Source organism: Paenibacillus sp. SC116, from assembly GCF_024733555.1.
GTDB lineage: Bacteria > Bacillota > Bacilli > Paenibacillales > Paenibacillaceae > Paenibacillus_B.
In genome coordinates, this window is the sequence record NZ_JANIOF010000001.1 from 2,300,735 (window position 1) to 2,326,172 (window position 25,438).

26 protein-coding genes and 5 tRNA genes are annotated in these 25,438 nt (G+C 43.9%); 5 read left to right on the forward strand and 26 right to left on the reverse strand.

From position 1 onward, the window contains the following. Nucleotides 1-16: 16 nt before the first annotated feature. A complete protein-coding gene (locus NQ117_RS09940; protein ID WP_258277792.1) occupies nt 17-1,357 on the forward strand; it encodes a nucleobase:cation symporter-2 family protein in 1,341 nt (446 codons plus the stop codon). Nucleotides 1,358-1,556: 199 nt separating this feature from the next. Here the strand turns inward: NQ117_RS09940 and NQ117_RS09945 are convergent, their stop codons facing one another. Both NQ117_RS09945 and NQ117_RS09950 read right to left on the reverse strand, forming a co-directional pair. After that, a complete protein-coding gene (locus NQ117_RS09945) occupies nt 1,557-4,313 on the reverse strand; it encodes a M60 family metallopeptidase (protein WP_258277793.1) in 2,757 nt (918 codons plus the stop codon). A gap of 286 nt (nt 4,314-4,599) precedes the next feature. After that, nucleotides 4,600-5,154 carry an NAD(P)H-dependent oxidoreductase gene (locus NQ117_RS09950; protein ID WP_258277794.1) on the reverse strand — a complete coding sequence of 185 codons (555 nt, stop codon included), beginning with the start codon at nt 5,152-5,154 and terminating at the stop codon, nt 4,600-4,602. A 211-nt stretch (nt 5,155-5,365) separates the two neighbouring features. Here NQ117_RS09950 and NQ117_RS09955 point away from each other — a divergent pair, with 211 nt between their 5' ends. Beyond that, a complete protein-coding gene (locus NQ117_RS09955) occupies nt 5,366-5,722 on the forward strand; it encodes a winged helix-turn-helix transcriptional regulator (RefSeq protein WP_258277795.1) in 357 nt (118 codons plus the stop codon). 226 nt (nt 5,723-5,948) lie between these two features. Here NQ117_RS09955 and NQ117_RS09960 read toward each other — a convergent pair. The 6 genes from NQ117_RS09960 to NQ117_RS09985 all read right to left on the reverse strand — a co-directional run bounded on the left by NQ117_RS09960 (nt 5,949) and on the right by NQ117_RS09985 (nt 8,564). Beyond that, nucleotides 5,949-6,033: transfer RNA gene (locus NQ117_RS09960), tRNA-Leu, on the reverse strand. A gap of 47 nt (nt 6,034-6,080) precedes the next feature. Beyond that, nucleotides 6,081-6,156, reverse strand: a tRNA-Lys gene (locus NQ117_RS09965). A 12-nt stretch (nt 6,157-6,168) separates the two neighbouring features. Beyond that, nucleotides 6,169-6,243: transfer RNA gene (locus NQ117_RS09970), tRNA-Glu, on the reverse strand. A 524-nt stretch (nt 6,244-6,767) separates the two neighbouring features. Further along, a tRNA-Ser gene (locus NQ117_RS09975) sits at nt 6,768-6,856 on the reverse strand. A gap of 3 nt (nt 6,857-6,859) precedes the next feature. Beyond that, nucleotides 6,860-6,935 (reverse strand) — tRNA-Asn (locus NQ117_RS09980). Nucleotides 6,936-6,953: 18 nt separating this feature from the next. Continuing rightward, on the reverse strand, nt 6,954-8,564 hold the full coding sequence (locus tag NQ117_RS09985) for a bifunctional metallophosphatase/5'-nucleotidase (protein ID WP_258278222.1): 1,611 nt from the start codon (nt 8,562-8,564) through the stop codon (nt 6,954-6,956). Nucleotides 8,565-8,859: 295 nt separating this feature from the next. On the opposite strand from NQ117_RS09985, the gene NQ117_RS09990 reads away from it, so the two are divergent. Beyond that, nucleotides 8,860-9,804 (forward strand): phosphate/phosphite/phosphonate ABC transporter substrate-binding protein, encoded by a 945-nt coding sequence (locus NQ117_RS09990; RefSeq protein WP_258277796.1) that lies wholly within the window; start codon nt 8,860-8,862, stop codon nt 9,802-9,804. A 136-nt stretch (nt 9,805-9,940) separates the two neighbouring features. Here the strand turns inward: NQ117_RS09990 and NQ117_RS09995 are convergent, their stop codons facing one another. From NQ117_RS09995 to NQ117_RS10015, 5 genes are all read right to left on the reverse strand, one after another. Next, entirely contained in the window at nt 9,941-10,777 is an 837-nt protein-coding gene (locus tag NQ117_RS09995; protein ID WP_258277797.1) for an alpha/beta fold hydrolase, read from the reverse strand. 81 nt (nt 10,778-10,858) lie between these two features. Then, the gene (gene phnE / locus NQ117_RS10000) at nt 10,859-11,656 is read right to left on the reverse strand and encodes a phosphonate ABC transporter, permease protein PhnE (RefSeq protein ID WP_258277798.1); all 798 of its coding nucleotides are present in this window, start codon (nt 11,654-11,656) and stop codon (nt 10,859-10,861) included. Next, the gene (gene phnE, locus NQ117_RS10005; RefSeq protein WP_375163058.1) at nt 11,653-12,462 is read right to left on the reverse strand and encodes a phosphonate ABC transporter, permease protein PhnE; all 810 of its coding nucleotides are present in this window, start codon (nt 12,460-12,462) and stop codon (nt 11,653-11,655) included. Before phnE (NQ117_RS10005) ends, phnE (NQ117_RS10000) begins: the two co-directional genes overlap by 4 nt. Before the next feature lie 11 nt (nt 12,463-12,473). Continuing rightward, a complete protein-coding gene (phnC, locus tag NQ117_RS10010) occupies nt 12,474-13,250 on the reverse strand; it encodes a phosphonate ABC transporter ATP-binding protein (RefSeq protein WP_258277799.1) in 777 nt (258 codons plus the stop codon). A 147-nt stretch (nt 13,251-13,397) separates the two neighbouring features. Next, nucleotides 13,398-14,981 carry a DNA-binding protein gene (locus tag NQ117_RS10015; RefSeq protein ID WP_375163036.1) on the reverse strand — a complete coding sequence of 528 codons (1,584 nt, stop codon included), beginning with the start codon at nt 14,979-14,981 and terminating at the stop codon, nt 13,398-13,400. Between the two features lie 203 nt (nt 14,982-15,184). On the opposite strand from NQ117_RS10015, the gene NQ117_RS10020 reads away from it, so the two are divergent. After that, nucleotides 15,185-15,820, forward strand: a complete 636-nt coding sequence (locus tag NQ117_RS10020) for a DUF1361 domain-containing protein (RefSeq protein ID WP_258277800.1) — start codon at nt 15,185-15,187, stop codon at nt 15,818-15,820. After that, on the forward strand, nt 15,817-16,170 hold the full coding sequence (locus tag NQ117_RS10025) for a hypothetical protein (protein WP_258277801.1): 354 nt from the start codon (nt 15,817-15,819) through the stop codon (nt 16,168-16,170). Before NQ117_RS10020 ends, NQ117_RS10025 begins: the two co-directional genes overlap by 4 nt. A 133-nt stretch (nt 16,171-16,303) precedes the next feature. On the opposite strand, the gene NQ117_RS10030 is transcribed toward NQ117_RS10025, so the two are convergent. From NQ117_RS10030 to NQ117_RS10090, 13 genes are all read right to left on the reverse strand, one after another. Beyond that, nucleotides 16,304-17,065: an N-acetylmuramoyl-L-alanine amidase gene (locus tag NQ117_RS10030; protein ID WP_258277802.1), complete on the reverse strand. Its 762-nt coding sequence runs from the start codon at nt 17,063-17,065 to the stop codon at nt 16,304-16,306. Further along, a complete protein-coding gene (locus NQ117_RS10035; RefSeq protein ID WP_258277803.1) occupies nt 17,058-17,306 on the reverse strand; it encodes a hypothetical protein in 249 nt (82 codons plus the stop codon). The genes NQ117_RS10030 and NQ117_RS10035 overlap by 8 nt, the downstream gene beginning before the upstream one ends. A 3-nt stretch (nt 17,307-17,309) precedes the next feature. Further along, a complete protein-coding gene (locus tag NQ117_RS10040) occupies nt 17,310-17,564 on the reverse strand; it encodes a hemolysin XhlA family protein (RefSeq protein WP_028593207.1) in 255 nt (84 codons plus the stop codon). A 66-nt stretch (nt 17,565-17,630) separates the two neighbouring features. After that, nucleotides 17,631-18,041: a hypothetical protein gene (locus NQ117_RS10045; protein WP_258277804.1), complete on the reverse strand. Its 411-nt coding sequence runs from the start codon at nt 18,039-18,041 to the stop codon at nt 17,631-17,633. Nucleotides 18,042-18,056: 15 nt separating this feature from the next. Next, nucleotides 18,057-18,620, reverse strand: a complete 564-nt coding sequence (locus tag NQ117_RS10050; protein ID WP_258277805.1) for a hypothetical protein — start codon at nt 18,618-18,620, stop codon at nt 18,057-18,059. Nucleotides 18,621-18,628: 8 nt separating this feature from the next. Further along, nucleotides 18,629-19,390: a pyocin knob domain-containing protein gene (locus NQ117_RS10055; RefSeq protein ID WP_258277806.1), complete on the reverse strand. Its 762-nt coding sequence runs from the start codon at nt 19,388-19,390 to the stop codon at nt 18,629-18,631. A gap of 2 nt (nt 19,391-19,392) precedes the next feature. Next, complete coding sequence (locus NQ117_RS10060) at nt 19,393-20,010, reverse strand: putative phage tail protein (protein WP_258277807.1); 618 nt, start codon at nt 20,008-20,010, stop codon at nt 19,393-19,395. Between the two features lie 3 nt (nt 20,011-20,013). Next, the gene (locus tag NQ117_RS10065; RefSeq protein ID WP_258277808.1) at nt 20,014-20,970 is read right to left on the reverse strand and encodes a hyaluronate lyase N-terminal domain-containing protein; all 957 of its coding nucleotides are present in this window, start codon (nt 20,968-20,970) and stop codon (nt 20,014-20,016) included. Between the two features lie 14 nt (nt 20,971-20,984). Then, nucleotides 20,985-22,007: a DUF2793 domain-containing protein gene (locus NQ117_RS10070; protein ID WP_258277809.1), complete on the reverse strand. Its 1,023-nt coding sequence runs from the start codon at nt 22,005-22,007 to the stop codon at nt 20,985-20,987. A 7-nt stretch (nt 22,008-22,014) separates the two neighbouring features. Beyond that, nucleotides 22,015-22,428 (reverse strand): phosphoglucomutase, encoded by a 414-nt coding sequence (locus NQ117_RS10075; RefSeq protein ID WP_258277810.1) that lies wholly within the window; start codon nt 22,426-22,428, stop codon nt 22,015-22,017. A gap of 10 nt (nt 22,429-22,438) precedes the next feature. Continuing rightward, nucleotides 22,439-23,941, reverse strand: a complete 1,503-nt coding sequence (locus NQ117_RS10080) for a hypothetical protein (protein WP_258277811.1) — start codon at nt 23,939-23,941, stop codon at nt 22,439-22,441. A 1-nt stretch (nt 23,942) separates the two neighbouring features. Further along, on the reverse strand, nt 23,943-25,010 hold the full coding sequence (locus NQ117_RS10085; protein ID WP_258277812.1) for a baseplate J/gp47 family protein: 1,068 nt from the start codon (nt 25,008-25,010) through the stop codon (nt 23,943-23,945). 2 nt (nt 25,011-25,012) lie between these two features. Beyond that, nucleotides 25,013-25,438: a DUF2634 domain-containing protein gene (locus NQ117_RS10090; RefSeq protein WP_258277813.1), complete on the reverse strand. Its 426-nt coding sequence runs from the start codon at nt 25,436-25,438 to the stop codon at nt 25,013-25,015.

The window sequence follows — 25,438 nt, forward strand, 5'->3', positions numbered from 1 at the left end:
AGGAGAATTGTTCCTCATGTCTACAGAAGATCGAGTATTTGCCCGTCACCGGCATCCAGCTAAAACGATTTCTCTTGGCATACAGCATGTGCTAGCCATGTATGCAGGTGCGGTTATCGTGCCCCTCATTGTAGGTGGAGCTTTAGGATTTACACCGGAACAATTGACCTACCTTGTCGCAATTGACCTACTAATGTGCGGTGTTGCTACTTTGCTGCAAGTATGGAAGTTTGGCTGGTTCGGCATCGGACTACCCGTTGTCCTTGGCTGCGCCTTCCAAGCCGTTATGCCCATGATTGCAATAGGCAAAGAGTTCGGCGTTAGTTATATTTACGGTGCGATTATTGCGTCTGGACTATTTATTATTTTACTTAGCGGCGTATTCGGCAAACTTATCCGCTTCTTCCCACCAATCGTAACAGGATCGGTTGTTACGATTATCGGCGTCACACTTATCCCAGTCGCATTCAATGATCTAGCTGGAGGAGTTGGTTCTCCGGATTTCGGCAGCGGGGAAAATTTAATGCTTGGGTTTGGGGTACTTCTGTTCATCATCTTGATGAACAAGCTGTCGACCGGATTTCTACGCGCAGTGTCCATTCTTATTGGGCTTGTGGCAGGAACGATAGCTGCTGTCCTAATGGGAAAAGTCAACTTCGCTGAAATACAGGATGCAAGTTGGTTCCATATGGTGAAGCCATTCTACTTCGGGATGCCTGAATTTAATGCCACTGCCATCATTACGATGATTATCGTCGCAGTTGTCAGTGTTGCTGAATCAACAGGCGTATTCCTTGCACTAGGCAAAATAACAGAACGTGAACTGACCAGCAAAGACTTGGCTCGTGGCTATCGTGCAGAGGGCTTGGCCATTATGCTTGGCGGTATATTCAACGCTTTTCCTTACACGACCTATTCACAAAATGTAGGTCTGCTGCAAATGAGCCGCGTGAAGACACGTGACGTTATCGTCGTTGCGGGGATATTCCTAATCCTGCTCGGATTTGTGCCGAAGATCGCTGCCATTACAACGTTGATTCCGAAGTCCGTCCTTGGCGGCGCGATGGTTGCCATGTTCGGCATGGTCGTCTCATCCGGCTTACGTATGCTTGGTTCTCAGGTTGACTTGAATCGCCATGAGAATTTACTCATCATAGCCTGCTCCGTCGGCATGGGACTCGGTGTTACAACGGTGCCAACCATGTTCGCTCAACTGCCTGAGATGGTGCAAATTCTCACGGGCAACGGTATCGTAGCAGGAACATTTACAGCTATTGTACTCAATCTTGTCTTCAATGGCATCAAAGGTGATAAACAAGCTGTCGATCAATCCAGCAGCAGCACACAAGCTGCTTAACAAAGAAACGCCGACTCCCGCATAACCTCTATGCGAACAGTCGGCGTTATTCGTTGATTGCTATTTACTCGACTTTGGAGGAGTCACGATAAGAAGTGGCTTCCACGTGAGCCCTTTCCCCGTTATCTTCCTGGGCAGCTCAGACACCTTCTTCAGTGAAAATTCACGCTGCCTTTCAAGCCCGCGGATCGTTGTGGTACTAAATCAATTTCCATGCCGACTGCCATTCATTTCGTATATTCTTTCCAGGAGATTCTCCACGTGTCCACCATTTTGCTTCATATACTTCTCCTTCGTAAGACACTCGATTACCTTTTACATATGCCTTATTCAGCTGCCATGCAGGTACGGACGGCGTCACGACTTCAGAATTTCCATCACCTGATGTTTCTGTATCTGGCTTTGGCGTTGGCTTAATAGGAACATCTTCACGGTACAGCCATATTTGTTCTGTCAAAGCAGGAAGCTGCAGCGCGTTCACCTGTGCACGAGCATCATCTGTGAATGGGAAGCCCCATTTTTCAAAGAACGGCAGCAAATTCGTGCCACTATGCTTCGATGCCATGACGACAAACAAGTCTTTTTCCTGCTGCTCATCTTCAGGCAGCTGCACTTGCGGCAGTTCACGGTATGCGGTGAACAGCTTCGTGTAGAAATCCCAGCCATATGCCATTTGCAGCTGTTTGATCATAACGAGCTGAGGGATGAGATCGAGCTGCTTCGAGTCGCCATATCGTTTGGAACCATTAGGAAGCGCGATGTAAGCATTAGCATAATCATAGGCTGATTTGCCAATGTAGTCTTTTTCAAGCAGACGAGATGGCTTACCGAAATATTGTTGGGCATACAGCGAAAAGATATTAACCGTAACTTCTGTGTTGTCCTTCCATGTCCAAGGATCTTGTTGATAGTTGTGTCCGATTTCATGCCAGAAGCCCCAATTATTTTTTAGCCCTTCGATGCTGACTGCATCTTGTGAGTCTACGCCAATATGGTACATTATCGGTGCCCCAGCATGCATGTAGCCACCGCTTATCTGTTTATCGGCAACAAGATGGAAAGGCAAGTGATAGGCACGGTGTGGAAGCGGCTTGTTTTGCCCTGTACCGTTTAGCTTATCGAACTGATCAAGCAAGCTATCCCACGTTTGCAGCAACTCGGCAGGATTCTCTAAGTGGCGAATCTCATCGGCAGGAACCGTCAACAAAATTCGTTTGCCACGAAGTTCAGCCCAAGGCGCACCTAAGTATCGAATAGACTCTCTCCATTCCTTTTCGCTCGTCGTCGCTAGGTCGAAATAAGGTGCACGAACTGCGCCATTAACGGTTACATCCGCTTGCGCTGTTTGAGATTGCGCTGGAATAAAATAAATCAGTCCGCCATAAGGACTGTTGATTCGATTTTTCCCTGGCTGTAAAGTGTGTCTCAATGAAACAATCGGCGCACGTTCCCAGCTTTCATTACCTAAAAGCGTATCTGTATGGGTACCTACCATAACCTCTAATGATGGCGTTCCCGCAGGCACATCTATGATAATGTCCTCGCCAGCAGGCGCGTATAAACCAGTACTAACCCATGGGACAGGAGCCGCATACATGCGAAGCTCGTCTGCTGCATAATAATCAAAATTCACCGTAACGCGCTGATCGTTCACACGCGGTGCATCACTTGCCACTTTACCTGGGAACTGATCAGCTAACGGCGACTTATCCCGATTCGTATCTAGAGATATCGTATTAAACGCATAGGACAATATAGCACTTGAGTATGGCTTGTTCACTTTGTAGAGCGGCAAGGTGATTTGGTGCTGCAGACGCTCTGATTCTTGCTCCAATGTGTTGCGCAATTCCGTACGTTCAGTAAGCGAAGTGAATGTGAGGCGAAGTAGATCGGATACAAGCACAAGCTTATCCTCAGCACTGACTGCTTGTTCACCAACAGCAAGGTCTTCCACGTACAATCTATTTTCCTCTACAGCTTTCAATTGTCTTAATAGATGATTAATTTGATAACTGCGGGACTGATCTGCTGAAAGTCTTGGCGAACCCACCCCATCTGAATCAGCTGTGTTATCAAGCAAGCTTAAGCCAAATGTATTCAGCAGCCTTTGCACAGGATAGTGCGTACTAAGCTGGGCTGATCCCTGAACGTCTGGAATATAATACTCCGGATAACTTTGAAGGACCCAGCCTTTTAATGCAACAACAACATTGCCACCCTCACGCACATACTGCTCCAACACATAGGCTTCTTGATCGGTGATGGTTGCGTTAACGATAGCTACTGGAGTTATTGTTGGATCTAATGCTTGCCCCGTCCATGACGTTACGCTTACATTGTGAATCGGAAGCGAAGGGTGAACAGGTACAGCTCCTTTAGAGTAGATACGCAACTTCCCTTTTCCTTGAATCGCATCTGCGTAGCGAGTAGTAGAGCCAGCCGCAGCTTGTGCTTGCCCCTGCTCCGTCAGCCATAATAAAAGATTGCGCGTAACGGTCGTCATATCGCTGCTGTCATTGCGAGAGAGGTTGATGAAATCTTCATCACCTGCGACAATGACTCGGCCTTGGCCAAAGCGTGCACCCGCGATAAATGGGGTCGTTTTTATTGAAGCAGCCACTACAAACGCATTCTCATTCAAAGCACTAACGCCCCCCGTATGGGAGCCTGCCTGAGTAGGAATATGAGATAAGTCGCGGTAAAGAAACTCGAGATCTTGAGCTAAGGATTCATTTTGAATTGCGCTTCGGGTAGTTAAGCGATTAGGTGCATCTAGTCGCTCCTGAAAAATACGAATCTCCCTGTAGACAGAATCTGTGACGGATGGTTGTGCCACCATTTCAGACAAGGAGCTAGAGGCGTTTGTTGTTGATCCTTGATTAGCGTATGCAATAGGACCGGCAAGGCTCGTTAATAAGGAGGTGACACAGAGTGCTGCCCAAACATTTTTTTTCATGGATGACTCTCCTCTCAAATGTTAAATGATAGGGTGAAAGGTTAAATTAACCTTTGTAATATAACATCGGAGTGAAAGACATCATTTAAAATAGTTGCAACGTTCTATTTTTGTAGTTTCTTTGTCCAATAGTACCTACCAAGTTTCTTTATTTTTATAATAAAAAAATACCAGTCTAGCTCGAAACCGTGCTAAACTGGCTTTCATACAAACGATGATTTATGATAGGTCGATCTCTTTATATTGTAATCTGCTCATATGATTCACGATATATAGCTTCTATCTGTTATGCACGCGCCGTTTCACTAACATGTACTTGTTCTTCAACATACTTTACATAATCAATCGCACTTTGCTCGATTTGTTCATCCGTCAAATGATACTCCGCTCCATACACCGTAAAGGTAGGGAGGAATTTCATCCCTGTATAATTACTAGTTGCTTGAAACGGTATTGTGATCTCATTAATCGTGAACGGAATCACTCCATCTTCACCAAAATCCGATTCTTTTCCACCCAATGAAATCGCAAGGCCTAACTTTCTATTACGAAGCTTATCCCCAGTAGAGCCATACGCCCAAGCATACGTGAACACCTCATCCAACCATTGTTTCAATAGAGGCGGAGAGCTGTACCAGTACAATGGAAATTGAAGAACAATACTGTCATGTGCTTCAATAAGCTTCTGCTCCCGTTCTACATCAATATTTCCATCGGGATATGTGCTGTACAGTTCGTGAACAGTCACCAGTTCCGGGTGCTTGCGAAGCTCTTCTGCCCAACGCTTGTTTATGCGAGAATTCTCTATGTTAGGATGAGTTACAATTACGAGTGTTTTCATTTGTATCTACTCCTCTTTTTATGGATTGGTCACCAAAATGATTAAAAATATTCCATTTGGCTTTCCTTGATGATATTATGTGCTACACGTAGCAAGTTGTTAAGTACGCACTTTAAAGTGCGATACGAACCTGAAAGTGCTATAGGTACCTTAAAGTATCTATATTGAAAGCATAAAATTAAGACGCAATTATTATTTCGGAGGTTACTGCATGAAAACGAAAACCTATAATTTCGCAGTTGAAGCTACACTTGATGTTATCGGAGGCAAGTGGAAAATCGTCATTCTATGTATTCTTTTAGGTGGGACAAAGCGAACAAGTGAACTGAAACGATTAATACCCGATATTACACAAAAAATGCTCACTCAGCAGCTGCGTGAACTCGAAGAAGACAATATTATTACTCGTACGATTTATAATCAAATACCACCAAAAGTAGAGTATTCCTTAACGGAGTATGGGAAATCTTTATCAAATGTTCTAGATCTGATGTGTCATTGGGGAGATGTTCATATTAATTATTTACGAAGTAATGGTGAGGAGATAGCGGTTGTGTATGAAGAATAGAAATATCCATTGAAAATACCTTGGATATTCAAGACAATTATTTACGCAAGGGGCACAAGCATACATACTTCTTCAAATTATATTTGTGTCCCAATTTGTCCCCACTAGAAAGATCTATCTGCAGTCTTCAAGTTAGGCAAGGAAAAAACCACCTTGGACATTTAGGAATTATAAGAGTAAACAACAAAAAAGCCTTACATTCCAAGGCTTGTTACTGAAATAATTATGGTGCGGTAGACAGGATTTGAACCTGCACGTCCATTGGACACTACCCCCTCAAGATAGCGTGTCTGCCGTTCCACCACTACCGCACATTTATAAAATAAAGTGTCCCCATCTCACCAGCTTAAAAGAAAACTGGTGAGCCATGTAGGACTCGAACCTACGACACCCTGATTAAAAGTCAGGTGCTCTACCAACTGAGCTAATGGCTCTTGCATGAAAAATGGTGACCCGTAGGGGATTCGAACCCCTGTTACCTCCGTGAAAGGGAGGTGTCTTAACCCCTTGACCAACGGGCCTTGTTCACTTCAAACTTTCGCGTCGCTCATTGGCGACAAGTAATACTATATCAGACAGCAATATAATTGACAAGCCTTTTTTAAAATCCTTTTTTAACCATTAATTAACCACGCAAATTATCGTCTCTTCTGTAGTATGTACATGATATTAAGTGTTATACAAATGCTTTGCTAAATCTAATTTAGAACACTTCGCAAAAAAGAGAGTATCTCCACACCTGCACATTAGGATCATTAAAATGCCAGAGGCACCCGCTAGCACTCCAACTTCCTTTTGCACAAGTAATCTACAAACTTTTCTTCCAAATGGCATAGGAACTGCACGATACGCACTTCACTTTATCTGCATCTACCACATTTCTCTCATCTCACTACCGTTCATTACCTCTTTCCCGAGTCAAAAAAAAGGACAGGAGATCATCTCCTGTCCTGGCTATGTATCGCAGTTTCACAATAATGAAAAACAAGCCCTATAACGCAAAAAATCCCTTGCGGGATCTGCGTACGAATGTATAAAAGTTAAATGGCGGAGAAAGGGGGATTCGAACCCCCGCGGCTGTAACACCCTAACGCTTTAGCAAAGCGCCCCCTTCGGCCTCTTGGGTATCTCTCCGTATGGCTCCCCGAACAGGACTCGAACCTGTGACAACTCGATTAACAGTCGAGTGCTCTACCAACTGAGCTATCAGGGAATGACAGAACCAAATATATCATGCCCTGTCCGTAGTGTCAACCCCCTTATTTACAACACACCAGTTATGGTTCACTCCACCCTCGATGGTTCCCCGTTCCATAATATAAGTAACGATAAGCTCAGCCATTTCTGTCGGAATATCTTTCAAAATCGGCTTATTTACGAACATGGGATAAGAACCTCCACCACCAGCACGATAGTTGTTCATCGCCACATCATAATGTGCTTCCATCTGGACTGGAGCACCGTCAACATAAAGTCGTGTTACCCGTTGACCCTCTGGTTTTGAAATATTGAGCTCATACTCAATACCTTCCCACATATCATAATTGTAATGCTGAGACTTCGGATATAAAAATGAATCATTTACGGTTATTTCCCCATCATCAGCTAGTTTAAAATAACGTGCAGACTGCTCAAGAGCATCTTTCATATTTTGCCCTGTAATGCGGATGACCCTTAACGTATTCGGATAAATGTAATTGGAGACAACTTCACGCATTGTAATATTTGTTGAAAATCCAGGTGAATTATTATCAAATAAGGATGTGCAAGAGATTCGTGTCCCCCCGTAGTGCATTTGTACAGCATGAATAAATTCAATAAAGGGATGCTCCTCGATACGAGCTTGCATCGCATCCAAAATACGCATATCGCCATTCAGCGTGCCAATTGGCTTATCGAGCCATCGCTGTGTTTTTATCTCGTACGGACGCATCAATTCAATGATATCCAAGTCTGCACAAACCCCTTCAACACCAAGCAATTCGGTCCGTTTATCTACGACTCGCCATCCCTCAGAACTACGCTCCAGCTCAAGATCAATTTGAGCCAAATGGCTTCCCTGTACACCAGGTTGGACAACGGCTACACCATGCACTTCTGCAGCTATCTTGCGATGCTGGTGACCTGTTATCAATACATCGATACCTTTAACCTGCTTACATAGTTGATAGCCTTGATTCTCTCCTGTGTCTTCCTCTGTCATTTCACCTGTTACCATATCCCGCTCAAATCCTCCATGATAGGAAGCTACTACAATATCAACCTGTTCTTGTTCACGCAAATACTGAACCCAATAATGTGCTGTTGCCACTGCATCTTTGAACTCCAATCCTTCAATATGAGAAGGCAGTTCCCAATGTGGCACATATTGCGTGGTTAACCCTACAATACCAACGCGTATGCCGTTTGCAAGCGTCTTTACGAAATAAGGAGGCCCAAAAGAGGGTCGATTATCTTTCTTATTAACGGTATTGGCAGATAACCATGGAAAGCTCGACTGTTTCACAACTTCTTTCAGCACATCCAAGCCATAATTAAACTCATGATTGCCAATTACACCTGCATCATACTGCAGAACATTCATACATTTTACAAGCGGGTGTATAGACTCACGTTCGATTCGTGCATGTACATAAGATAACGGCGTGCCTTGTATTAAGTCCCCGTTATCGATTAGTACGGTAGTTGGATTCGAACTGCGAATGCTATGAATAAGAGTTGCCAACTTGGCAAGTCCGGAGTGCTGTAAAGAATGATCTGCATAACTCCAAGGCATAACCGCCCCATGTAAATCACTCGTTGCAAGTATCGTTACTTTGCACGAGTTGTGTCCGATATTCATCATTCATTCGCTCCTAGCCGAAAAAAATTTTCAATTTAGCGTTCATTTCATTCGAATAATTTCAGCTTGAAGCACATCTAATAGAAACGATAGCAACGATTGTTATATCCGTCTAGAGAACTAGTTCATTTTTAACAATCGATGGACTTTTTTAACAATTCACACGCAAAGTTAATCTAATCCTACATGACATTTAACAAATCTGTTCACTCGTTACCTTTACACTATGCTACATTTCTATTGCTTACTACATTTGCTCACCTGAACTATGCCAAAATGACTAGGAGGTTGTCTTATGTTTAAGAAAACAGCCATCACAGTTATGACTCTCATCCTTGGATTGAATCTGCTTACTGCTTGTAGCAATAACAGCTCCTCTAACACTCCTAAAGATACGCAGCAGACAAAAGCTTATGTACCAACTGAACTGAAAGTGCAATTCGTCCCTTCACAAAATGCCGAAACGCTAGAAGCAAAGGCAAAACCATTAGAAAAACTGTTAAGCGACCAACTTGGCATTCCCGTTAAAGTAAGCGTATCCACCAACTACAATACGATTATTGAGGCATTGGCATCCAAACAAGTCGACATTGGCTTCTTACCTCCTAATGCCTATGTTCTTGCTCATGACACAAAGAAAACAGCTGATATTCTGTTGCAGGCGCAACGATTTGGTGTGGAAGACGCAACTGGAGCTAATACAACAGAGCTAGTGGACTACTACAAAGCGATGATTGTTGTAAAGAAAGAATCCCCCATTCAAAAAATAAAGGACTTAAAAGGCAAAAAAATCGCTTGGCAGGACGTCACGTCTTCAGCAGGTTATGTATGGCCGGCCTATGAAATGAAGAAAGCAGGTGTCGATCCTGATGCCGATGTGACAGGCATAACCGTAAAGGGTCATGACAAAGCATTGCTCGCAGTATTGAACGGTGATGTTGATGCCGCTGCCGTCTTTCAAGATGCCCGCAACATTATTATTAAAGACATCCCTGATATTATGCAGACCACTCGTGTCGTAGCCTTTACCTCCCCTATTCCAAATGATACGATCTCCGTTCGTAATGATATGAGCGAAGAGTGGCGCACTAAAATACAAGATGCCTTTATCGCAATCGGTAAAGATCCAGCAGGTCAGCAAATTATTTCAGATGTCTATTCACACAAAGGCTATATTAAGTCAGACGACTCCAAGTTCAATATTGTTCGAGATGTGGCGAAGGACGTTGGATTGAAGTAGTGGAAAAGTAAAGTCATATAATCCAACTTATAGCATTTGGCGGTATAATTATATGAAAAGAAGCCTCCGTTTCCGCATATGCAGCGGTTTTGGGGCTTCTTTTTATATATTTCACAGAAAACGATCTTTCTGACGATTAAAGGAGATTTACAAAATGTCGCAGCTCCGTATTAAACCGCTTATCTTCTTCCCAGAATGGTGTGTGACCAACGTCGGGATAATATGATGTTTGCGCGTGTGCAATGAGTTGAGCATGGCGCTGCGCAGCTATTTTTGTGACAACTTTATCCTCTACACCATGTGTGATCAAGATAGGCAGATTCAACGCGGAGAGCAAATCCTTATTGTCTATCGTACGAGCAAATAGTGCTGCATTAATAAAAGGGGGGACAATGGCGTTAAACCCGAGAAAGAAATAATAATCTTGCGGAGAATGCTTTTTGTGTACACATAATGCTAAAAATCTCTCCAAAGAAGCGATTCTTGTAGCAGCATCATTACATGCGAGCAGTGGGGACAGTTCCAACAGTTCTTTCGTAGTTTCATCTTCGTTATTCGCGGTTATCGTTCGTGTGCATGCCCCGACAAAATGTATGCCGCGAACATCCATTTCTCCATACATCCGAATATAGTCACATATGACATACCCCGCGTACGACCAACCAATTAGGAGCGGTCGGTTAAGCGACAACGATTGAATGACCGCATGGATATCCTTCGCCCACACACTGGAGTCTGCGTATGCATTTTTGGGCTTATCAGACCAACCATGACCTCGTAAATCCATGGTCACGATCCGAAAATCGTCAGCAAGTTCGGAATCTGTCTGCTTCATCCAGCATAAACGAGATTGTAATGCACCGTGAATAAATAAGAGCGGCGTTCCTTTAGGGTTCCCATATTCCTCTACATGAAGGTTTACACCATTTGCGCCTACTACTTTATACGTTCTTAGCGGCTTTTTATTGCTCATGTTATCCACGCCCCTTTGCTCCATATCATTTAAAGAAGCCTCTTCATTATTTACTACTACTAATCGTTAACACTAAACCGTCTATACGATCTTTCGCCGTACATAATTAGAAATCATATCGACAACACTGACTGTTATTATAATGCCAAGTAAAATAATGCCCACCCGCGACCAATTCCGGCTATCCAAAGCGAAAATTAAAGGTGTGCCAATGCCTCCTGCGCCAATAATACCTAGAATGGTAGCCGAACGCACATTGATTTCGAATCGATACAACGTATAAGACATAAATTCAGGCAGTACTTGCGGAATAACTGCGTACCACAGTACTTGCAGCCGATTCGCACCACAAGCAAGCAATGCCTCAGCTGGACCGCGATCTATTTTCTCAATTGCTTCCGCATACAACTTGCCGAGCATACCGATCGAATGTAGACCGAGTGCAAGAATACCCGCATAAGCGCCAGGACCAACCGCCTTTATAAACATAATGGCCATCACAATCTCCGGAAACGTACGAATAAAACTGAGTACAAACTTGCCAACACCACTTGACCATTTCCATCGATTCATGTTGGTTGAGGCCCAAAATGCAAACGGGATACACAGCACCGCAGAAATGAACGTGCCCAGCCATGCGATTGCTAGCGTATCGATCATTCCTCGCAGCAAGTCCTCACCGTCTGCCAAGTAGACATAATCCCAATCCGGATTTACGATTCCTTGCATAATAGCAACAGTAACTGTGCCCGCATTTTCCCGGATCCCTGAAAATTCAATACCTGTGAAAGACCATACGTATACGATCGCAACAACAACCGCAACCAACCACCAACGAATACGCAACCATGGATGCCTTGTCAATTGAATGTTTTTCATAGCAGTTTCTCCTGTACGCGATAGCTAATATAGTCGATCACCAACACAATAACGAGTGTCAATAAAATAATCATGCATGCGCGATCATACCGCAGTTGATCCAATACTCGTGTTAGCAGCAAGCCAATACCTCCCGCGCCTACAAGTCCAAGCACTCCAGCTGCACGCACATTTACTTCAAACGTATAGAGAAAGTAGCTTATGAACTGCGCTGTAACTTGTGGAATGACGCCGAATCTAATCCATTGCAGCTTATTTGCACCAACTGCGGTCATCGCCTCGAGTGGACCTGGATCAATGGATTCAATGGATTCATACAACAGCTTTGAAATTAAACCAAATGAAAACAGAATCAAAGCAGCAACTCCAGCTACGGGCCCTAATCCGAAAATAGCTACAAATATAGCAGCAAACAACAGATCAGGAACGGTGCGTATAAGATTAAGCAATAACCTTGCCGGAATATAGAGCCATTTGCTCCTCGTTACATTTCCTGAGGCCAACAGTGCTATCGGAATAGCAAGCAAGGCACCAATCGTAGTGCCAAGTATAGCCATCTGAACCGTCTCCATCATAGGTGCCCAAATCGTCGTTAAATAACTCCAATCAGGCGGAAACATTTCGACGAGCAACTTGCCCATCTCCGGCGCCCCCGTCACGAGCTGTGTTAATGTCGCGTCTGTACGCTCTGCACTTAACCAGAGCAGCACAATAATAAAGGCAAAGGTCATCATCGACTTCGTTTGAGATGGCTTTACAATGGATGGCGCCCCCTCATTTTCACCATTAGTTGGTGGCGGTGTCATGCTTATGGGACTCATAGAGCTTCACCCCCTATGATTGCCGCTTCCTCACGCAGCGAACGGCCATAAATGTGAGTGAATCGCTCTTCAGTGGCCTCCCCCACAGGACCATCGAACACAATCTGACCTGCACGCAGACCAATAATTCTCGTGGCATATTGCCGGGCCAGATCGATATCGTGCAGATTAACGACCATCGTAATGCCAAGCTCTTGATTGATTCGTTGCAAGTCATCCATCACTTGCCGCGTCGTCAATGGATCAAGCGATGCGACTGGCTCATCAGCCAGTATAATCTTTGCTTCCTGCGCTAATGCTCGCGCGATCGATACCCGCTGCTGCTGGCCTCCTGACAGCTGATCAGCCCGTATATAGGCCTTCTCCTGAATGTTGACTCGTGCTAACGCATTCAAGGCCAACTGGACATCTTCCTTAGGAAATAAACCAAGCAGCGTACGGATCGTAGAATGATAGCCAACCCTACCTGACAGCACATTACGTATAACCGAAGAACGTTTAACAAGATTGAAGCTTTGAAAAATCATACCGATGCTGCGCCGCATATGACGCAGTTCTTCTCCTCGAGCATGTGTGATCGAATTACCGTCTACCATAATATCGCCAGAAGAAATTTCATGCAGTCGATTAATCGAGCGCAGCAGTGTCGACTTGCCTGCACCAGACAAACCAACAATAACGACAAATTCTCCACTATGTATCGTGACATCCACTTCTTGCAAACCAACCGTTCCGTTTGAGTACAGCTTAGAGACGCGACGAAATTCAATCATCTTGCACGCTCCCCCCTGAAACTACTTCAAAATAAAAATGAAGCGAGACCTATCATGCAGACTGGATGCAAACATTGTGCACACTGTATACTATGAGGGACTCGCTTCATTTAATTAATGGTTGATATAGCTATATTGATGTTGTTATTAGTTTGGTGTAATCGTGATCGAATTGGTCACTACATTCGACTTGCCTGAGCGCAAACGAATGGTAGCTGCACCTGTCTTGCTAGGCTCTGTTCGTACCGTGATTGTTTTGCAGCCATTACCAAGACCATCTGTCTGTAGTGAAACGGCTTGATAACCATAAGTCGTTGGCCATGTGCCATCTGAATTTTGAATTTGTCCGATCTGCTGACCACCAGTTACATAAATGCCTAGCTGTAAATCCAGCGTTGTATTCGGAGCAGCTTTGCTTACTTTTACACAAACACTGAACGGTTGCCCAGCCTTAATTGATGCTGGATATTCTAGTGTATATGCTGGGGTAACTGGACCTGGGCCCGGTCCTGGACCAGGATTCGTCGAACCTGTGTAACCAAAGGATCCTGGCTTAAAGGAAGACTGATCCCACCACTTGTATCCAGTGGCTGGTACTGCCCACGGTTCAGGCTTCGGTTCCGTACTTTGTTGAGGAATTTCATAGCTGTGTAGAGCTGTCGGCTGATCGAGTTGCAAGCCAGGCACTTGCGTAAAGTTCGTATACGCCTCGTCATGGGACAGCCAATTCACAACGTTTACGAGTAATTTAGCATCATCAACTTCTTTGAAGCCATCATATGTCTTTTTCGCTTGACCATTTTCTTCGCGTAAGTACTTAGGCGTAATATCTTCTACAGGTGAAGAGTCACCAATAAAGGCTGCCTTGCCCTTCGTTACTTTGGAAATCGCAACATACGGACCCTCTGCAACGCCGCCGCCGTTGTAGATGCCATCATCTACTGCATGCGGCCATTTGTCAGTCGTTTGCGGGAGATAGACAATTCCTTTAGCGATTGCCGGATTCGTAACAGCCAATGTGGAACCTGCATGCATCGCTACCCCTTGCACACCTTCTGTAATACCGAATGATTGCTCTTTCGGCACAATGTTATTAGCTGTAACGTTGCCAATTGAATTGTAGCGGAAGCGAACACCGAAGTTGTCGGAAAGCCAATCAGAGCTGCTCACGTTCTGCATCGCAACAGAACCTGCCTCATCTGCACTCATCCCTTTGGCTGGGTTCTCATATGCGCCACGACGGTAGCCATTGAACACTTCTGAAGAGTCCCATCTGTTTTTGTTGCGATCTGCATTGTAGTGGTCGCTAATAAAAAATATGCTGCCACCTTCTTGAACATACTTGAGTAATGCTGCTTGTTCGGAAGATTTGTAAGGATTGTTTGCTTCTGGAATAACAAATACATCATACTGCTGAAGATTTTCGAAGGTAATCGGTGTGGATTGGCGAAGCTCTTTAACATAATAACCTGAGGTCGCTAGGGCTTGGGCGAAATCAGAAAACGCACCATCGATGACCCAATCTGCTGCACCTGCTGTTTGACCATGCGTATTGTCAAACAGTACTTTCTTGCCGTTTGCCGTTCCAACAGGGTTAATAATTGGCGCTGGATCGAGCGGCCCTTCTGCCGAGGCTGTCCTTCCATCACTTGCCCATACGGTAAATAGGGAGAAGGTAAGTGATAAAGCGAGGAATGACTTGAACCATTTTGAAGTTATCTTTTTGACCAAAAACAACACCTCCAAGTGGATAAATAAGGTTCTTTCTTCTTAAATGTAAATGATATTTGAATGTTGTCAATATCAATGGCTACCAGCTCTTACAATAATGTAAAAGACATGCGGAAATGATATCGATATATTAACCATTGTTTGATTAATAGAGTTGGCCCGCTTATTATTTTTCATTACTATTGGAGTTGAGGAGATGTCCTATGCACATTCGTTCGAAAGCAAGACTTTGTTTTTTCCTATACATAGGGATGCTATTTTACTTTGACACAGCATATTCGTTCATGACATTCAACTTATTTCTTGCTTTTGCAGCATTGGAGCTTTCATATTTGCTGCCGTTATTTAAAATAAAAACGAAGAGTGAAATACCTATAAGTTTTCTTTTCTATCTCATTTTCATTCTTATGTCACCAAATGTTTTCTATGTCGTCACCGATCTCATTCATTTAAAAAGATTTGATTTCAATTACCGCCAAGGGATCATTGTTATGGAATGGTGGAACTTTTTCGTATTAGTGAGCGGTGTATTGCTGGCCATTTACTTCTATATCCTAATGACGAATCAAGTCCGACAATTATTACAATCCTTTCAATGGAGAGCAAGCTCAGTTACGTTTGGCATGTTCATCTTTCTACTGCTCACTAGCTTTGGCATTTTCATTGGCAGGTTTTTGCGATTCCACTCGGTCCACTTGTTTATAGAGCCATGGTCCTTGATCGAACGTGTCTGGTACGCCATAGATAGAAACGCACTCTTATTCATACTCTGGATGACTGTATTGCAAGTAATCATTGTTTGGTTATTCGGACGCAACGAGAAAAGGGGTGAGCAATGATGCTGAGCGAAAAATACGAGGCGGGATTCATGTTTAGTGAAGCATATGGAGGGACACAACTGTTAGTATTGTTTCTATGTCTCGGGGCTATCGTACTCCTATCCCAAGTTTATATTGCACAATATATGTATAAGCAAGAACAATCTATATGGTGGGCTCTCGTAGGAGGGCTGCTGCCATTTGGGCTAAATATTTACCTCTATCAAATTTGCAAATTCGAAAAACAGATTGGATACAACCTTGACAACGTATCGCCACAGCAGCGTAGAAGTTGGCGATTGATGTATATGTTGGCCTTGTCGCAATATATGCTGCTGTTCGTTCTAATTGGCTGGCTTACGTCTCCGTAACAATAATAACAATAACGACGATTCTATTCTCCAGATTGAGGCTCAAGTAATCTACAGCAATTTACTTGAGCCTTTTCTGTGTTCATACGACTAGCAAAAGAAAATTCCATTCGCTCCTTCACCGAGCTACGTACTACTTTGTAATAACTGACACTTTGTCGCCATCCCATACGACTTGCGCACCAAGCTGTTCCGCAAGGGATCTGACGGGTGCATAAGTGACACCTTCAATTTCAATACCGCTCTTCACAGGCTTGCCATTGACATCGATATGAATTGGTTTATACATGCTTGTTGGCTTGTCCTGCTGTTTTTTCGGCGGCTTATTGCTTGTCGTAATCAGTTTTAAATAGGCAGCTACACCTTCAACATGTCCTTCAATCAATGCTTCCAGCACAGCATCCTGCTTCAGCTTACCTGCATCCGATGCGACATCGACAAATAGATTCTCTGTCAATACGGCTGGCATATTCGATTCACGGCACATATGCAGATCTCCGCGTTTTTGCCCACGATCATTGATACCGAGCGGCTTTAAGCGCTTCATAATCTCGGTATGCACTGCATGTTGAAAATTAGATGTAGTCGACTGTCCTTTACCTATTCCGTTATAAATAAAGGATTCAAAACCACCCGCTCCACCACCTGCATTACAGTGAACAGAAATAAGCAAATCAGCCTTAGCCGCATTCGCTTTATTTGTACGCTCAGACAAAGACACATACACATCATTTGACCGGATAAGCAGACAGCGTATCCCCTCGTATCGAGCTTCCAATCTACGAGCCGCCTCGCTCACGATTTGCAGGGCAATGTCCTTTTCCTTTATACCATTAGCTACGGCTCCAGGATCTTTGCCACCATGACCAGCATCCCATGCAACTAGTTTAACCATTACTATCACTGCCTCCCTTCTTCTTGGAAAATTGATAAGCTCCTGTAGCTGACAATCCTACTACCGAAATCAAAATCAACTTCTGCTGAATGGACTCTGGCACTAAAATAAAAACAGCTGCCACGAAGACAGCTGCTACATGCGTCCATTTATCTTTCAAACCGAAGCCACGGGCTACACCAACGTATGCCGCAACGAGCGCGGCAAGCGCCATAATATCATTTGACATCATGATGTCCATGCGCTACACCTTCCCGTCCAATACTAATCGTACAAGAGCCAAAATAACTGCACCAATAACCGTTGTGCTTAGCCAAAAGATAGTTCGATCAATGCGATCAATTCGGTAATGCGCGGACCTCACCGATTGCGACGCTTCCAAGCCAATATTTTTCGCCTCTAGCGCCGTATCATAAACGTCATGCATTGAGTCCAGCTTTGTCTCAACACGCACGATCCGTTCACGAATTTCTGCTAGCATTTGTGTTTGTGGGTCCATATATGATTTCCTCCTGACTACTCACGCCGAATAAAAAAAGACCAATCGTGTTCGACTGATCTTCACTTACATCGGTTGTAATTTTTGAAGCTGCTTCTCTGAATACGTGAGCTGTGCTAATCCGATTACGTAAATATCTTTATATGCAGCCGGTGCCTCAGGAGTTTCAGGAGATACTAGCTCAATATCGATGGAACGCTTAGTCTGTACCGTGTAGTCTGCATACTCAAATCGTTCTACCGTTGGTTGTGCATTTGTTTGCTGTTTTCCATCCTCGGATTGAAGCAGTTTCGTTTGTTCAATCGTAATACGAGATGTATCGCCCATTATTGTAATTAAATCTTCAAGCTTTTTTGCAACGTTGGCATCAAAATGGAACGTAAGCACATCACGTTCTGCGCCTTTCACAAGTTCCTTCCCACCAATTATTCGAATTACAGGGAGCTCCAGCCCATTTTTCATTTTAATAATTGTCATAAGATCAACCCTTTCTTAGCCTATAGGATAAATTTTCTTTCCATTCACCGTAACACCGTAAATTTTAACCCAGGAAGTAATACTCCATGATGAGAAAAAGTTCATTATTACAAGCATTGAGTTACTTTGCCCAGTAAAAGTAGAAGTTTTTCTTGAAAATGTCTGTGTTTCAGCGTGAATGTGAGTACCAGAATGATTAATAACGAGCGCATCATTTTGAGGAAATGAGCCTTTTACCATTTCCCAATCAAGTACCACCGTGCAATTATTCGGAAGATTGCTAATTCTCCAACCCGCCTGTGTCGGATAATAATGACCATTTGTATAACCCGATATTTCTATATACATAAAACTTCCATGATTCTCTATTTTTCTTGTACCATGAAGATTAGTTGGATTAACGATATATTCTGAAAAATAATTACTAAATGAATTGCGTTTGTATGCGGATCGCCAAACTCCACCAACGTTGTCATATACTTCTTTAGATGGTCTCCAGGCTCCACCTACGTTGTCATATATTTCTTTAGTTGACCTCCATGTACCACCTACATTGTCATAGATAGGAATATCGTTCACCTTCCTTCTTACTCATATTGATGCCATACATCTCCATCAGCTCCGCCTGCTGGGCCTCCGGTAGAACGATGAATATTTCGAATATTAGGTCGATTATAGCTTGTTAAAATTTCAGACCAAGGCGACCATCCCCCATAAAAGTTACGTGTAAATACTCTGAACATATGTGCCTCGGTTGCATAAGTCGTAAACACTTGGTTGATCCCCGCATGCCGGCTTACTTTTAGATGAAAGGATAGATGTATAGGGACGTTCGGCATAGTAGATGCATCGTCATTAAGCGGATTATAATATTCTCCTTCACTTACAATACTGTTTAAATCAGTATTACGCGGCAAAAAATTAGCTTTTTTCACATCAGCAACAGACTGCTTAACATTGCCCAAGGTATCCCAATTACCCGCATTATCTCTAAATTGAACCGACTGACCCGCAAGCTTCATTGCAGTACTACTGTTAGAATGGAACTCTAATCCGCCATCTCCTGTCCAATGCAGCCCTGTATCATTATCACCAATTGGGAGTGTTAACGCTGATGTCCCACCATAAGCAGCAGTTTTCCCTACCCACACTTGACCAGTAACAGCTAAGGCCCCACTAATCTCTCCTCCTGTACGTGGAAGACTTGCATTTTTCGCATTCGTTTCCGCCTGATTCGCTCGCTTAATGACTTCTGAATCCAATATGTCCATATTTCCATTAATATCAGCAATATCAACAATATCCGTATTATCTGGCTTTTTCAGCTTTAAGTTACCTGTTAACTGCATAGTTACCCTCCTTCATGTACTCGTAGATCTCCCCACGTTTTTGCTTTGGCTTGTCCCCAAGTCAGCGTCTTCAGCGATTCCCACCATGTATAGGTGTACTTAAATTCATAACCGAGATGAGCTGGCTTAATATCATCCAGCACTTGTATAAGCCCCGCCATGTTTGCGGGTATACCCTTTACGCCTACAAAATGCACCTCAAACAAATATTGTCCGGGCAGTTCTTTGACATCAACATCACCACCAGAAAATGCTGACGCTGTGCGCTGAATCATTTGTGGCGTTGTAGTACCAGAGCCAAGCATTTTCGCTTTAATCATTTCTCTACGTCGGATATAAGATTTGGTTGGATCTGTAGTCAAACCCAACTCGAACTCCCAATTGTGCAATCCCCAAGTAGCCGTTTCAAGAAAGGATTGATCCATATTTTCGATCAACGAGGTTTTTAGACTTTTCAGTTCCATCCCCAATGTCGATTGGAGTTCTTCCATCTCTCGGACGCCTCTATAATACTCGGGTAAATAATGCATTAAATCTACTGAGTCAACCTGTTCAGGCCGATCAATGACTGGATTCCCCGAATAAAGAAGCGTTCCATACAATGATTCACCATAGCCCATCTATTATTCCCCCTTTAACTGCCCCCAAGTAACTATCTCCCGGGCAGTTAGCTCGAACTGGGTAGCGCTAGCCAAATACCATTCTAAATTAGCACTTACGCTAGGCGTGGGTGATCCTACTACATAGATGTGACCTCCGTCATGAAATGTGCCTGAGTCTCCACACATGGTGACTCGAATATAGGTCTCCCATTTTCCAGTACCTTGATTATTGGATAATAAGAAATCTTTCGAACTGTTGCCTAAATTATTAGATAGTACATGTAATGAATAGCCGATTGGAAGCTTTGCTTTAAATAAATTGACAAAGACTGCATTCGCCTTAGATTGTATGGTTTGAACAAAACCGCCCAAGCCTGGTGTCGTTGTGCTCCCATTGTGTACAATTTTAAGCACAAATTTCGAATTATTCGGTGCATCATTCATCGCAACTCTAGTAATAACAACACCGTCTCCACCCGAATTGTTGTACGCACCTACGCTATTCGTCCCCAATTTAAAGTCTTCATCTAAATAAAGCTGCTTACCGTGACGTAAAGCGTACCACATCGGATCGATCGATCCGTTTGCAACCGTTTCAGCACTTACATTAATAGATATAGCATCCAGCTTCGATTTATCCCCAGTGGACATCAAACCTGCGGAAGACGAAGTCGCGGGAGAGTAGATTGTGTCAGTAAATTTAGCATTTGCAGGGACAGCGCTCAAAACCGTCAAATTATTAACTTTACTAGCATTGTCAGCCTGTGAAGCATAATCAACTTTACCGTCATTGTTCGTATCATAAATACTTTTGAGCATATCACCAGAACTTTGGGAAGCAATGAGCAGTACGTTCCCCGTATCTGTTCCGATATACAGCTTACTAGTGTCAGTGCAATAACCCAGTTCCCCAACTGACAACGTGCCCATTTCACGCTCTAACCCTCGTCGAATTTGGATAAGTGATTTTCTAGGCATCCGATCACCCCCCTCTAGAACGTTCCGCCATCAACTACAGAAATCGTTAAGCGATTGCCATTCGCAGCATCATACACAATGCTGCTTCCATCAATGTTAGCCTCAATGCCTGTTCCATTGACGACAATTCCTTTACCTGCCTTCGCAGATACACTTGTTGCCGCTACTGTAATTCCGTTGCCAGCTCCTACAGCCAACGAAATTACATCCGCTTGCCCACCACCAGTAAGACCATTTCCTGCAGCTACCGTCTGCAGTGCTCCACCCGTGCGCACCCAGGCCGAACCGTTCCAAGAATATATTTTTTGCTCATCATCTACATAGGCTGTCCATCCTACAACGGGATTGTAAAATGTCCACACCCCTGCTTGAAATTCCGCAATCTGATTGGTCTTATTCAGCCATGTCCCCGTGGCACCTACAGGAATAATGTAACGATCCCCTGCAACAGGACTTGCTGGTGGAGCTACCAAATTGAGATCCTTTACAGACGCCTGTGGCTCAATATTCCGTTTCGCAAGTTCAATTTCGTTACGAATTTTTTGCGCGGACCACAAGTCTGTATTCGCTGCACCCGCGTCATTAATAACCCGATGCTTCACTGCATCATCAATATGGATTTTAATTTCGGCAGCTGTCTTCGTATTTGTTCCGTCAGACACTTTGTTGATATGTCCATTCGTTACATTTGTTTTTAACACTTTAGCGTAAGTTGTCCCATCCGCTATATCGTCGACCGACCCTGTAAGATCAGTAAGTTTTTGAGCATTCACTCGCTTCCATGCTGTTCCATCATCAAAATAAAGATAACCGAGATTAGTTCCTGTAGTTACGTAATACAACCGCCCAACAGATGCAGCAACGGGACGTGATGCCTCAGAACCTGATAGAGCTCGACCGACCATAGAGTTAGTCGTTCCATCACCAATGTATACTTCTTTCGTATCCGTACAGAAGCCCATTTCCCCAGCCTTTAACGCCCCGTAAGTTAGAAGCTGGGCTCTTGTACCCCTCTTAATTTGAATCGTTTGTGCCATACACGCTTTACACCCCTTTCTTAAATGTACCTCCATCAATTAAACCATCTGCTTTATAGCGCTCCATTTCCGTTTGCGTCGCTGTTATCGCTTGCTGTAGAAAATTCACATCATCTGCCTCTACTGTGTCGCCTGGCGTCTCATAAGTAACATACACCTCCGGCACACTAGCAAATACCTTTATATGCCGCTGCCATGGTGCATCATCAGGAATCGAAACAACATAATTGCTCACTTCGTCACCTGTAAAACGAGAGCCTGTAAATAGACGAATTGTCGGTACCGCGATGTTATCGTGAGCAAGCAAGCCATCATAGACGCCTTTAGTAAGTAGAATTTTCTCTTCTACTACGTACACGGTGCCATCTGTTTTTTTATTTAATTTTTCTGGGAAATGATCAATTGTCGTTGGATACGCCATACCACACCCCCTATATTTTCGCTAATAGCACGACTACCTTCGTAAACCCTCCCGGTACGCCTAAATACAATCCATAATCGTTATAAATCGCATCATAATTCAAGATCGGCCTCAGCTTACCGTCCGCTGCGACACCTTTAATACTTAGAATATAACTGTTGTCTTTTGTCCAGCTGGCATCAGGGAAAAACACATCTGCTGCGTTCTGTGCGTTTAATGTGACATCTATCGCTATGGAACGAGGTACATCAAGACCTTTAAGCTTCATCCGACCCTGCATGTCCAGCTCTAAAATATCTTCTATATTTTCAATATGATGTGCCTTATTTGGCGGAATGTGCTTCCATACAATTTTTGTGTTCTTCAAGTCAGCTCGATTCGACCAAGGATTAAATGTCGGACCTTGATCATAAAAGTTTATGGGTGCTTGCATACCAAAGAAGAAACCACTATCACTGTCTACATCCTTATTCCATATCCCATGCTGGGTGTTCCAGCACGTTCCGTTATAACTAAACACATATTCCTGCACAGGCCTGTTCGGAACAGAACTTCCCCCAACGAATTTACCTAGTGATACCCGACAAAATGGATACGTCCCGGAACCATCAATCTCGAAACCAGAACCTCCAATCGTCATCCCTCCGTAGGCGTCACACATAAAATGGTTGACCCAGCCTAGCATAATTCCGTATTCTTTCCAGGTTCCATCGGGTTGCAGCGCTCCAATATCTTCACCCGTTTGTTCCCGCATTGGATCTCCGACAGCATAAGCCTTTCTGCCGTTTGCCTTCCATAAGTTCATACCCTGATTAATAAAGTCCCCGATATTTTCCTCACCTGGATATGTACCGCCCGCTTGCATCTGCCAACCAAAGCTGAAATTGTCTACATCAATTCGTTTAAATCGTTTCGTTTCGGAATCGTATCTTGCATTAATTAATAGCCAATACTCAATCACGTCAACGCCATTACGATTCATATGAATAGTCGCTTCATTAAAATATCGATCATTTAAAATGACACCACTATCTAATCGACTCACAATTTCTTTCGCTTTCGTTAACGCAGCTTGCTTCGCAGACTCCACTTCCACATCTACATAGACTTTGTCAGCTTTTTTTAGAAGTGACGTGTCATTTACTTTCTTGTATCGCTCTACTTCCGATTGCGTTGCCATAATCGAGTTCTGAATCTCATTGACATCATCGGCTTCAATCGTGTCACCTGACGTCTCGTAAGTCACATATACATGGGGTGAGTTAGAGAACACTTGGATGTTGCTCCGCCATGGCATATCAGCAGGACTTGATAGATTATAATTACGAACTTCCTGCCCTGAGAAATGAGGACCCGTGTAAATCTTTATCGTCCAATTGATAATGTTGTCATGTCTTAGCTGCCCCTCGTATTTGCCGTTTGTAATGGGGAGCGTTTCTTCCACCATATGTGTTCGACCGTCAGGTTTTTTATTTAACTTTTCCGAAAATTGATCGATGAAATTAGGGTACAATCTACTGCACCCCCAAATCGATCGCACCTGCTATCGGCACTTCATCGTCCGCTAAAGCGATATTTCCAGTACCGTCATTTAGAAGCAAGCTAGAGTAGTCAACAATTCCTTCGGTACCTAATAGCAAAGCACCGATAATCGCCTGGCTAATGTAGCTGGATTCAAATACTGCTTCCTTACGCCATTTTTCGAAACGCGCACTAAATGCTTGAATTGCACTATGAAGACTATGACCCGCTGCTAGTTTAATCACAGCTTTGATGTTTATCGTCTTCGCACGTCCCGAAGCGACCGTCACTTCAGCCCCAATGGGGGCCTGACCTTCGCCTCGACCTTTTACAGGATCAATATGATCCTGCACCTGCTGCACCAATGAACTTGTAGCTGGTAGCTTGTCCGAATCGACAATGACAACTTTTACTGTCTTGGGGCCATTCCACAAGGGAAACACTTTCGCATGTCCTACCCCTGGAATTTGCAGCGCCCACTCCATATAGTGATGCTTGTTGCCGCTCGTCGCTGGCCGTCTAGCAGAGGCAAAATAGCGTGCACGCAGCTCCTCATCCGACTCTTCCTCAACACCAGGTACCAGCAATTCCGTCAACTCAGCACGGGCTAAGTTAGCGACATAATCGATAGGCAGCAGCATCCCAAAATGCTGATTCCCTCGCTCACCTGAAACTTCAGCTTCCATGCGAAAATTGCCAGACGGTAGTCGTTCCAGCACACGGTAGGTCACATCGTCGATTGCGTACCTTCCACCAATCGGCACGTCCATCATTTTGTTGGCAGGATCATAAAACACACCTTTCAACTGCGCCTTCGTTGCATCCTTTCGGATTAAGCCGGACCAAGCTATTGCCCGATCCAAATAAACACCTGTCGCTGTGTCTGCAAATTTCAAATCCAACTGCTGTCCAAGCTCAATATACATTTGTGCCAATTCTGCTGCCGCTGGTGCTAGTGCATCGTAAATAATAGATCCTTCACGCTTATCAATTCCGTCAGGCACACGACTTAAGCTGCGCTCCAAAATACGTTCATACGTCATATCTGCATAATATGTCATTTTTAAATGGTCACCTCCTCTTCGATACGCACTTGCCCAAAAATAGAAACGACAGTAAATTCTACTGCCGCTGTCCGCCTATCTACCATATGAATTAAAAAATCCGTCACATCCGTTATGCGTTCGTCCGCCAAGAGCGCTTCCGTTACGATTCTCTTGAGCTCACTGCGCACAACTGCTTCGTTTTCCCCCATCACCACATTTAACTCAATACCGTAGTTCCAGCTGTAAATGAGATAAACAAATCGTTCCGTTTGCAGCACTTTGAATACCGCTTGCTTTACCGCTTCTATTTCATCAACAAAGCCAGTAATTCGCCCCTTTTGTACATCGAGACGATAAGTACGTGACGTCTGTTCTTCGGGCAATTCCAACTCTATATCCATAATCGGGATGGCTGTCTCAACCTGTTCTGGCAGCAATGACAA

Excerpts from the sequence above, each read along its gene's own strand:
- NQ117_RS09940 (WP_258277792.1), top strand. The coding sequence starts at position 17 with ATGTCTACAGAAGATCGAGTATTTGCCCGTCACCGGCATCCAGCTAAA.
- NQ117_RS09945 (WP_258277793.1), bottom strand. The coding sequence starts at position 4,313 with ATGAAAAAAAATGTTTGGGCAGCACTCTGTGTCACCTCCTTATTAACG.
- NQ117_RS09950 (WP_258277794.1), bottom strand. The coding sequence starts at position 5,154 with ATGAAAACACTCGTAATTGTAACTCATCCTAACATAGAGAATTCTCGC.
- NQ117_RS09955 (WP_258277795.1), top strand. The coding sequence starts at position 5,366 with ATGAAAACGAAAACCTATAATTTCGCAGTTGAAGCTACACTTGATGTT.
- NQ117_RS09985 (WP_258278222.1), bottom strand. The coding sequence starts at position 8,564 with ATGAATATCGGACACAACTCGTGCAAAGTAACGATACTTGCAACGAGT.
- NQ117_RS09990 (WP_258277796.1), top strand. The coding sequence starts at position 8,860 with ATGTTTAAGAAAACAGCCATCACAGTTATGACTCTCATCCTTGGATTG.
- NQ117_RS09995 (WP_258277797.1), bottom strand. The coding sequence starts at position 10,777 with ATGAGCAATAAAAAGCCGCTAAGAACGTATAAAGTAGTAGGCGCAAAT.
- phnE (WP_258277798.1), bottom strand. The coding sequence starts at position 11,656 with ATGAAAAACATTCAATTGACAAGGCATCCATGGTTGCGTATTCGTTGG.
- phnE (WP_375163058.1), bottom strand. The coding sequence starts at position 12,462 with ATGACACCGCCACCAACTAATGGTGAAAATGAGGGGGCGCCATCCATT.
- phnC (WP_258277799.1), bottom strand. The coding sequence starts at position 13,250 with ATGATTGAATTTCGTCGCGTCTCTAAGCTGTACTCAAACGGAACGGTT.
- NQ117_RS10020 (WP_258277800.1), top strand. The coding sequence starts at position 15,185 with ATGCACATTCGTTCGAAAGCAAGACTTTGTTTTTTCCTATACATAGGG.
- NQ117_RS10025 (WP_258277801.1), top strand. The coding sequence starts at position 15,817 with ATGATGCTGAGCGAAAAATACGAGGCGGGATTCATGTTTAGTGAAGCA.
- NQ117_RS10030 (WP_258277802.1), bottom strand. The coding sequence starts at position 17,065 with ATGGTTAAACTAGTTGCATGGGATGCTGGTCATGGTGGCAAAGATCCT.
- NQ117_RS10035 (WP_258277803.1), bottom strand. The coding sequence starts at position 17,306 with ATGGACATCATGATGTCAAATGATATTATGGCGCTTGCCGCGCTCGTT.
- NQ117_RS10040 (WP_028593207.1), bottom strand. The coding sequence starts at position 17,564 with ATGGACCCACAAACACAAATGCTAGCAGAAATTCGTGAACGGATCGTG.
- NQ117_RS10045 (WP_258277804.1), bottom strand. The coding sequence starts at position 18,041 with ATGACAATTATTAAAATGAAAAATGGGCTGGAGCTCCCTGTAATTCGA.
- NQ117_RS10055 (WP_258277806.1), bottom strand. The coding sequence starts at position 19,390 with ATGCAGTTAACAGGTAACTTAAAGCTGAAAAAGCCAGATAATACGGAT.
- NQ117_RS10060 (WP_258277807.1), bottom strand. The coding sequence starts at position 20,010 with ATGGGCTATGGTGAATCATTGTATGGAACGCTTCTTTATTCGGGGAAT.
- NQ117_RS10065 (WP_258277808.1), bottom strand. The coding sequence starts at position 20,970 with ATGCCTAGAAAATCACTTATCCAAATTCGACGAGGGTTAGAGCGTGAA.
- NQ117_RS10070 (WP_258277809.1), bottom strand. The coding sequence starts at position 22,007 with ATGGCACAAACGATTCAAATTAAGAGGGGTACAAGAGCCCAGCTTCTA.
- NQ117_RS10075 (WP_258277810.1), bottom strand. The coding sequence starts at position 22,428 with ATGGCGTATCCAACGACAATTGATCATTTCCCAGAAAAATTAAATAAA.
- NQ117_RS10085 (WP_258277812.1), bottom strand. The coding sequence starts at position 25,010 with ATGACATATTATGCAGATATGACGTATGAACGTATTTTGGAGCGCAGC.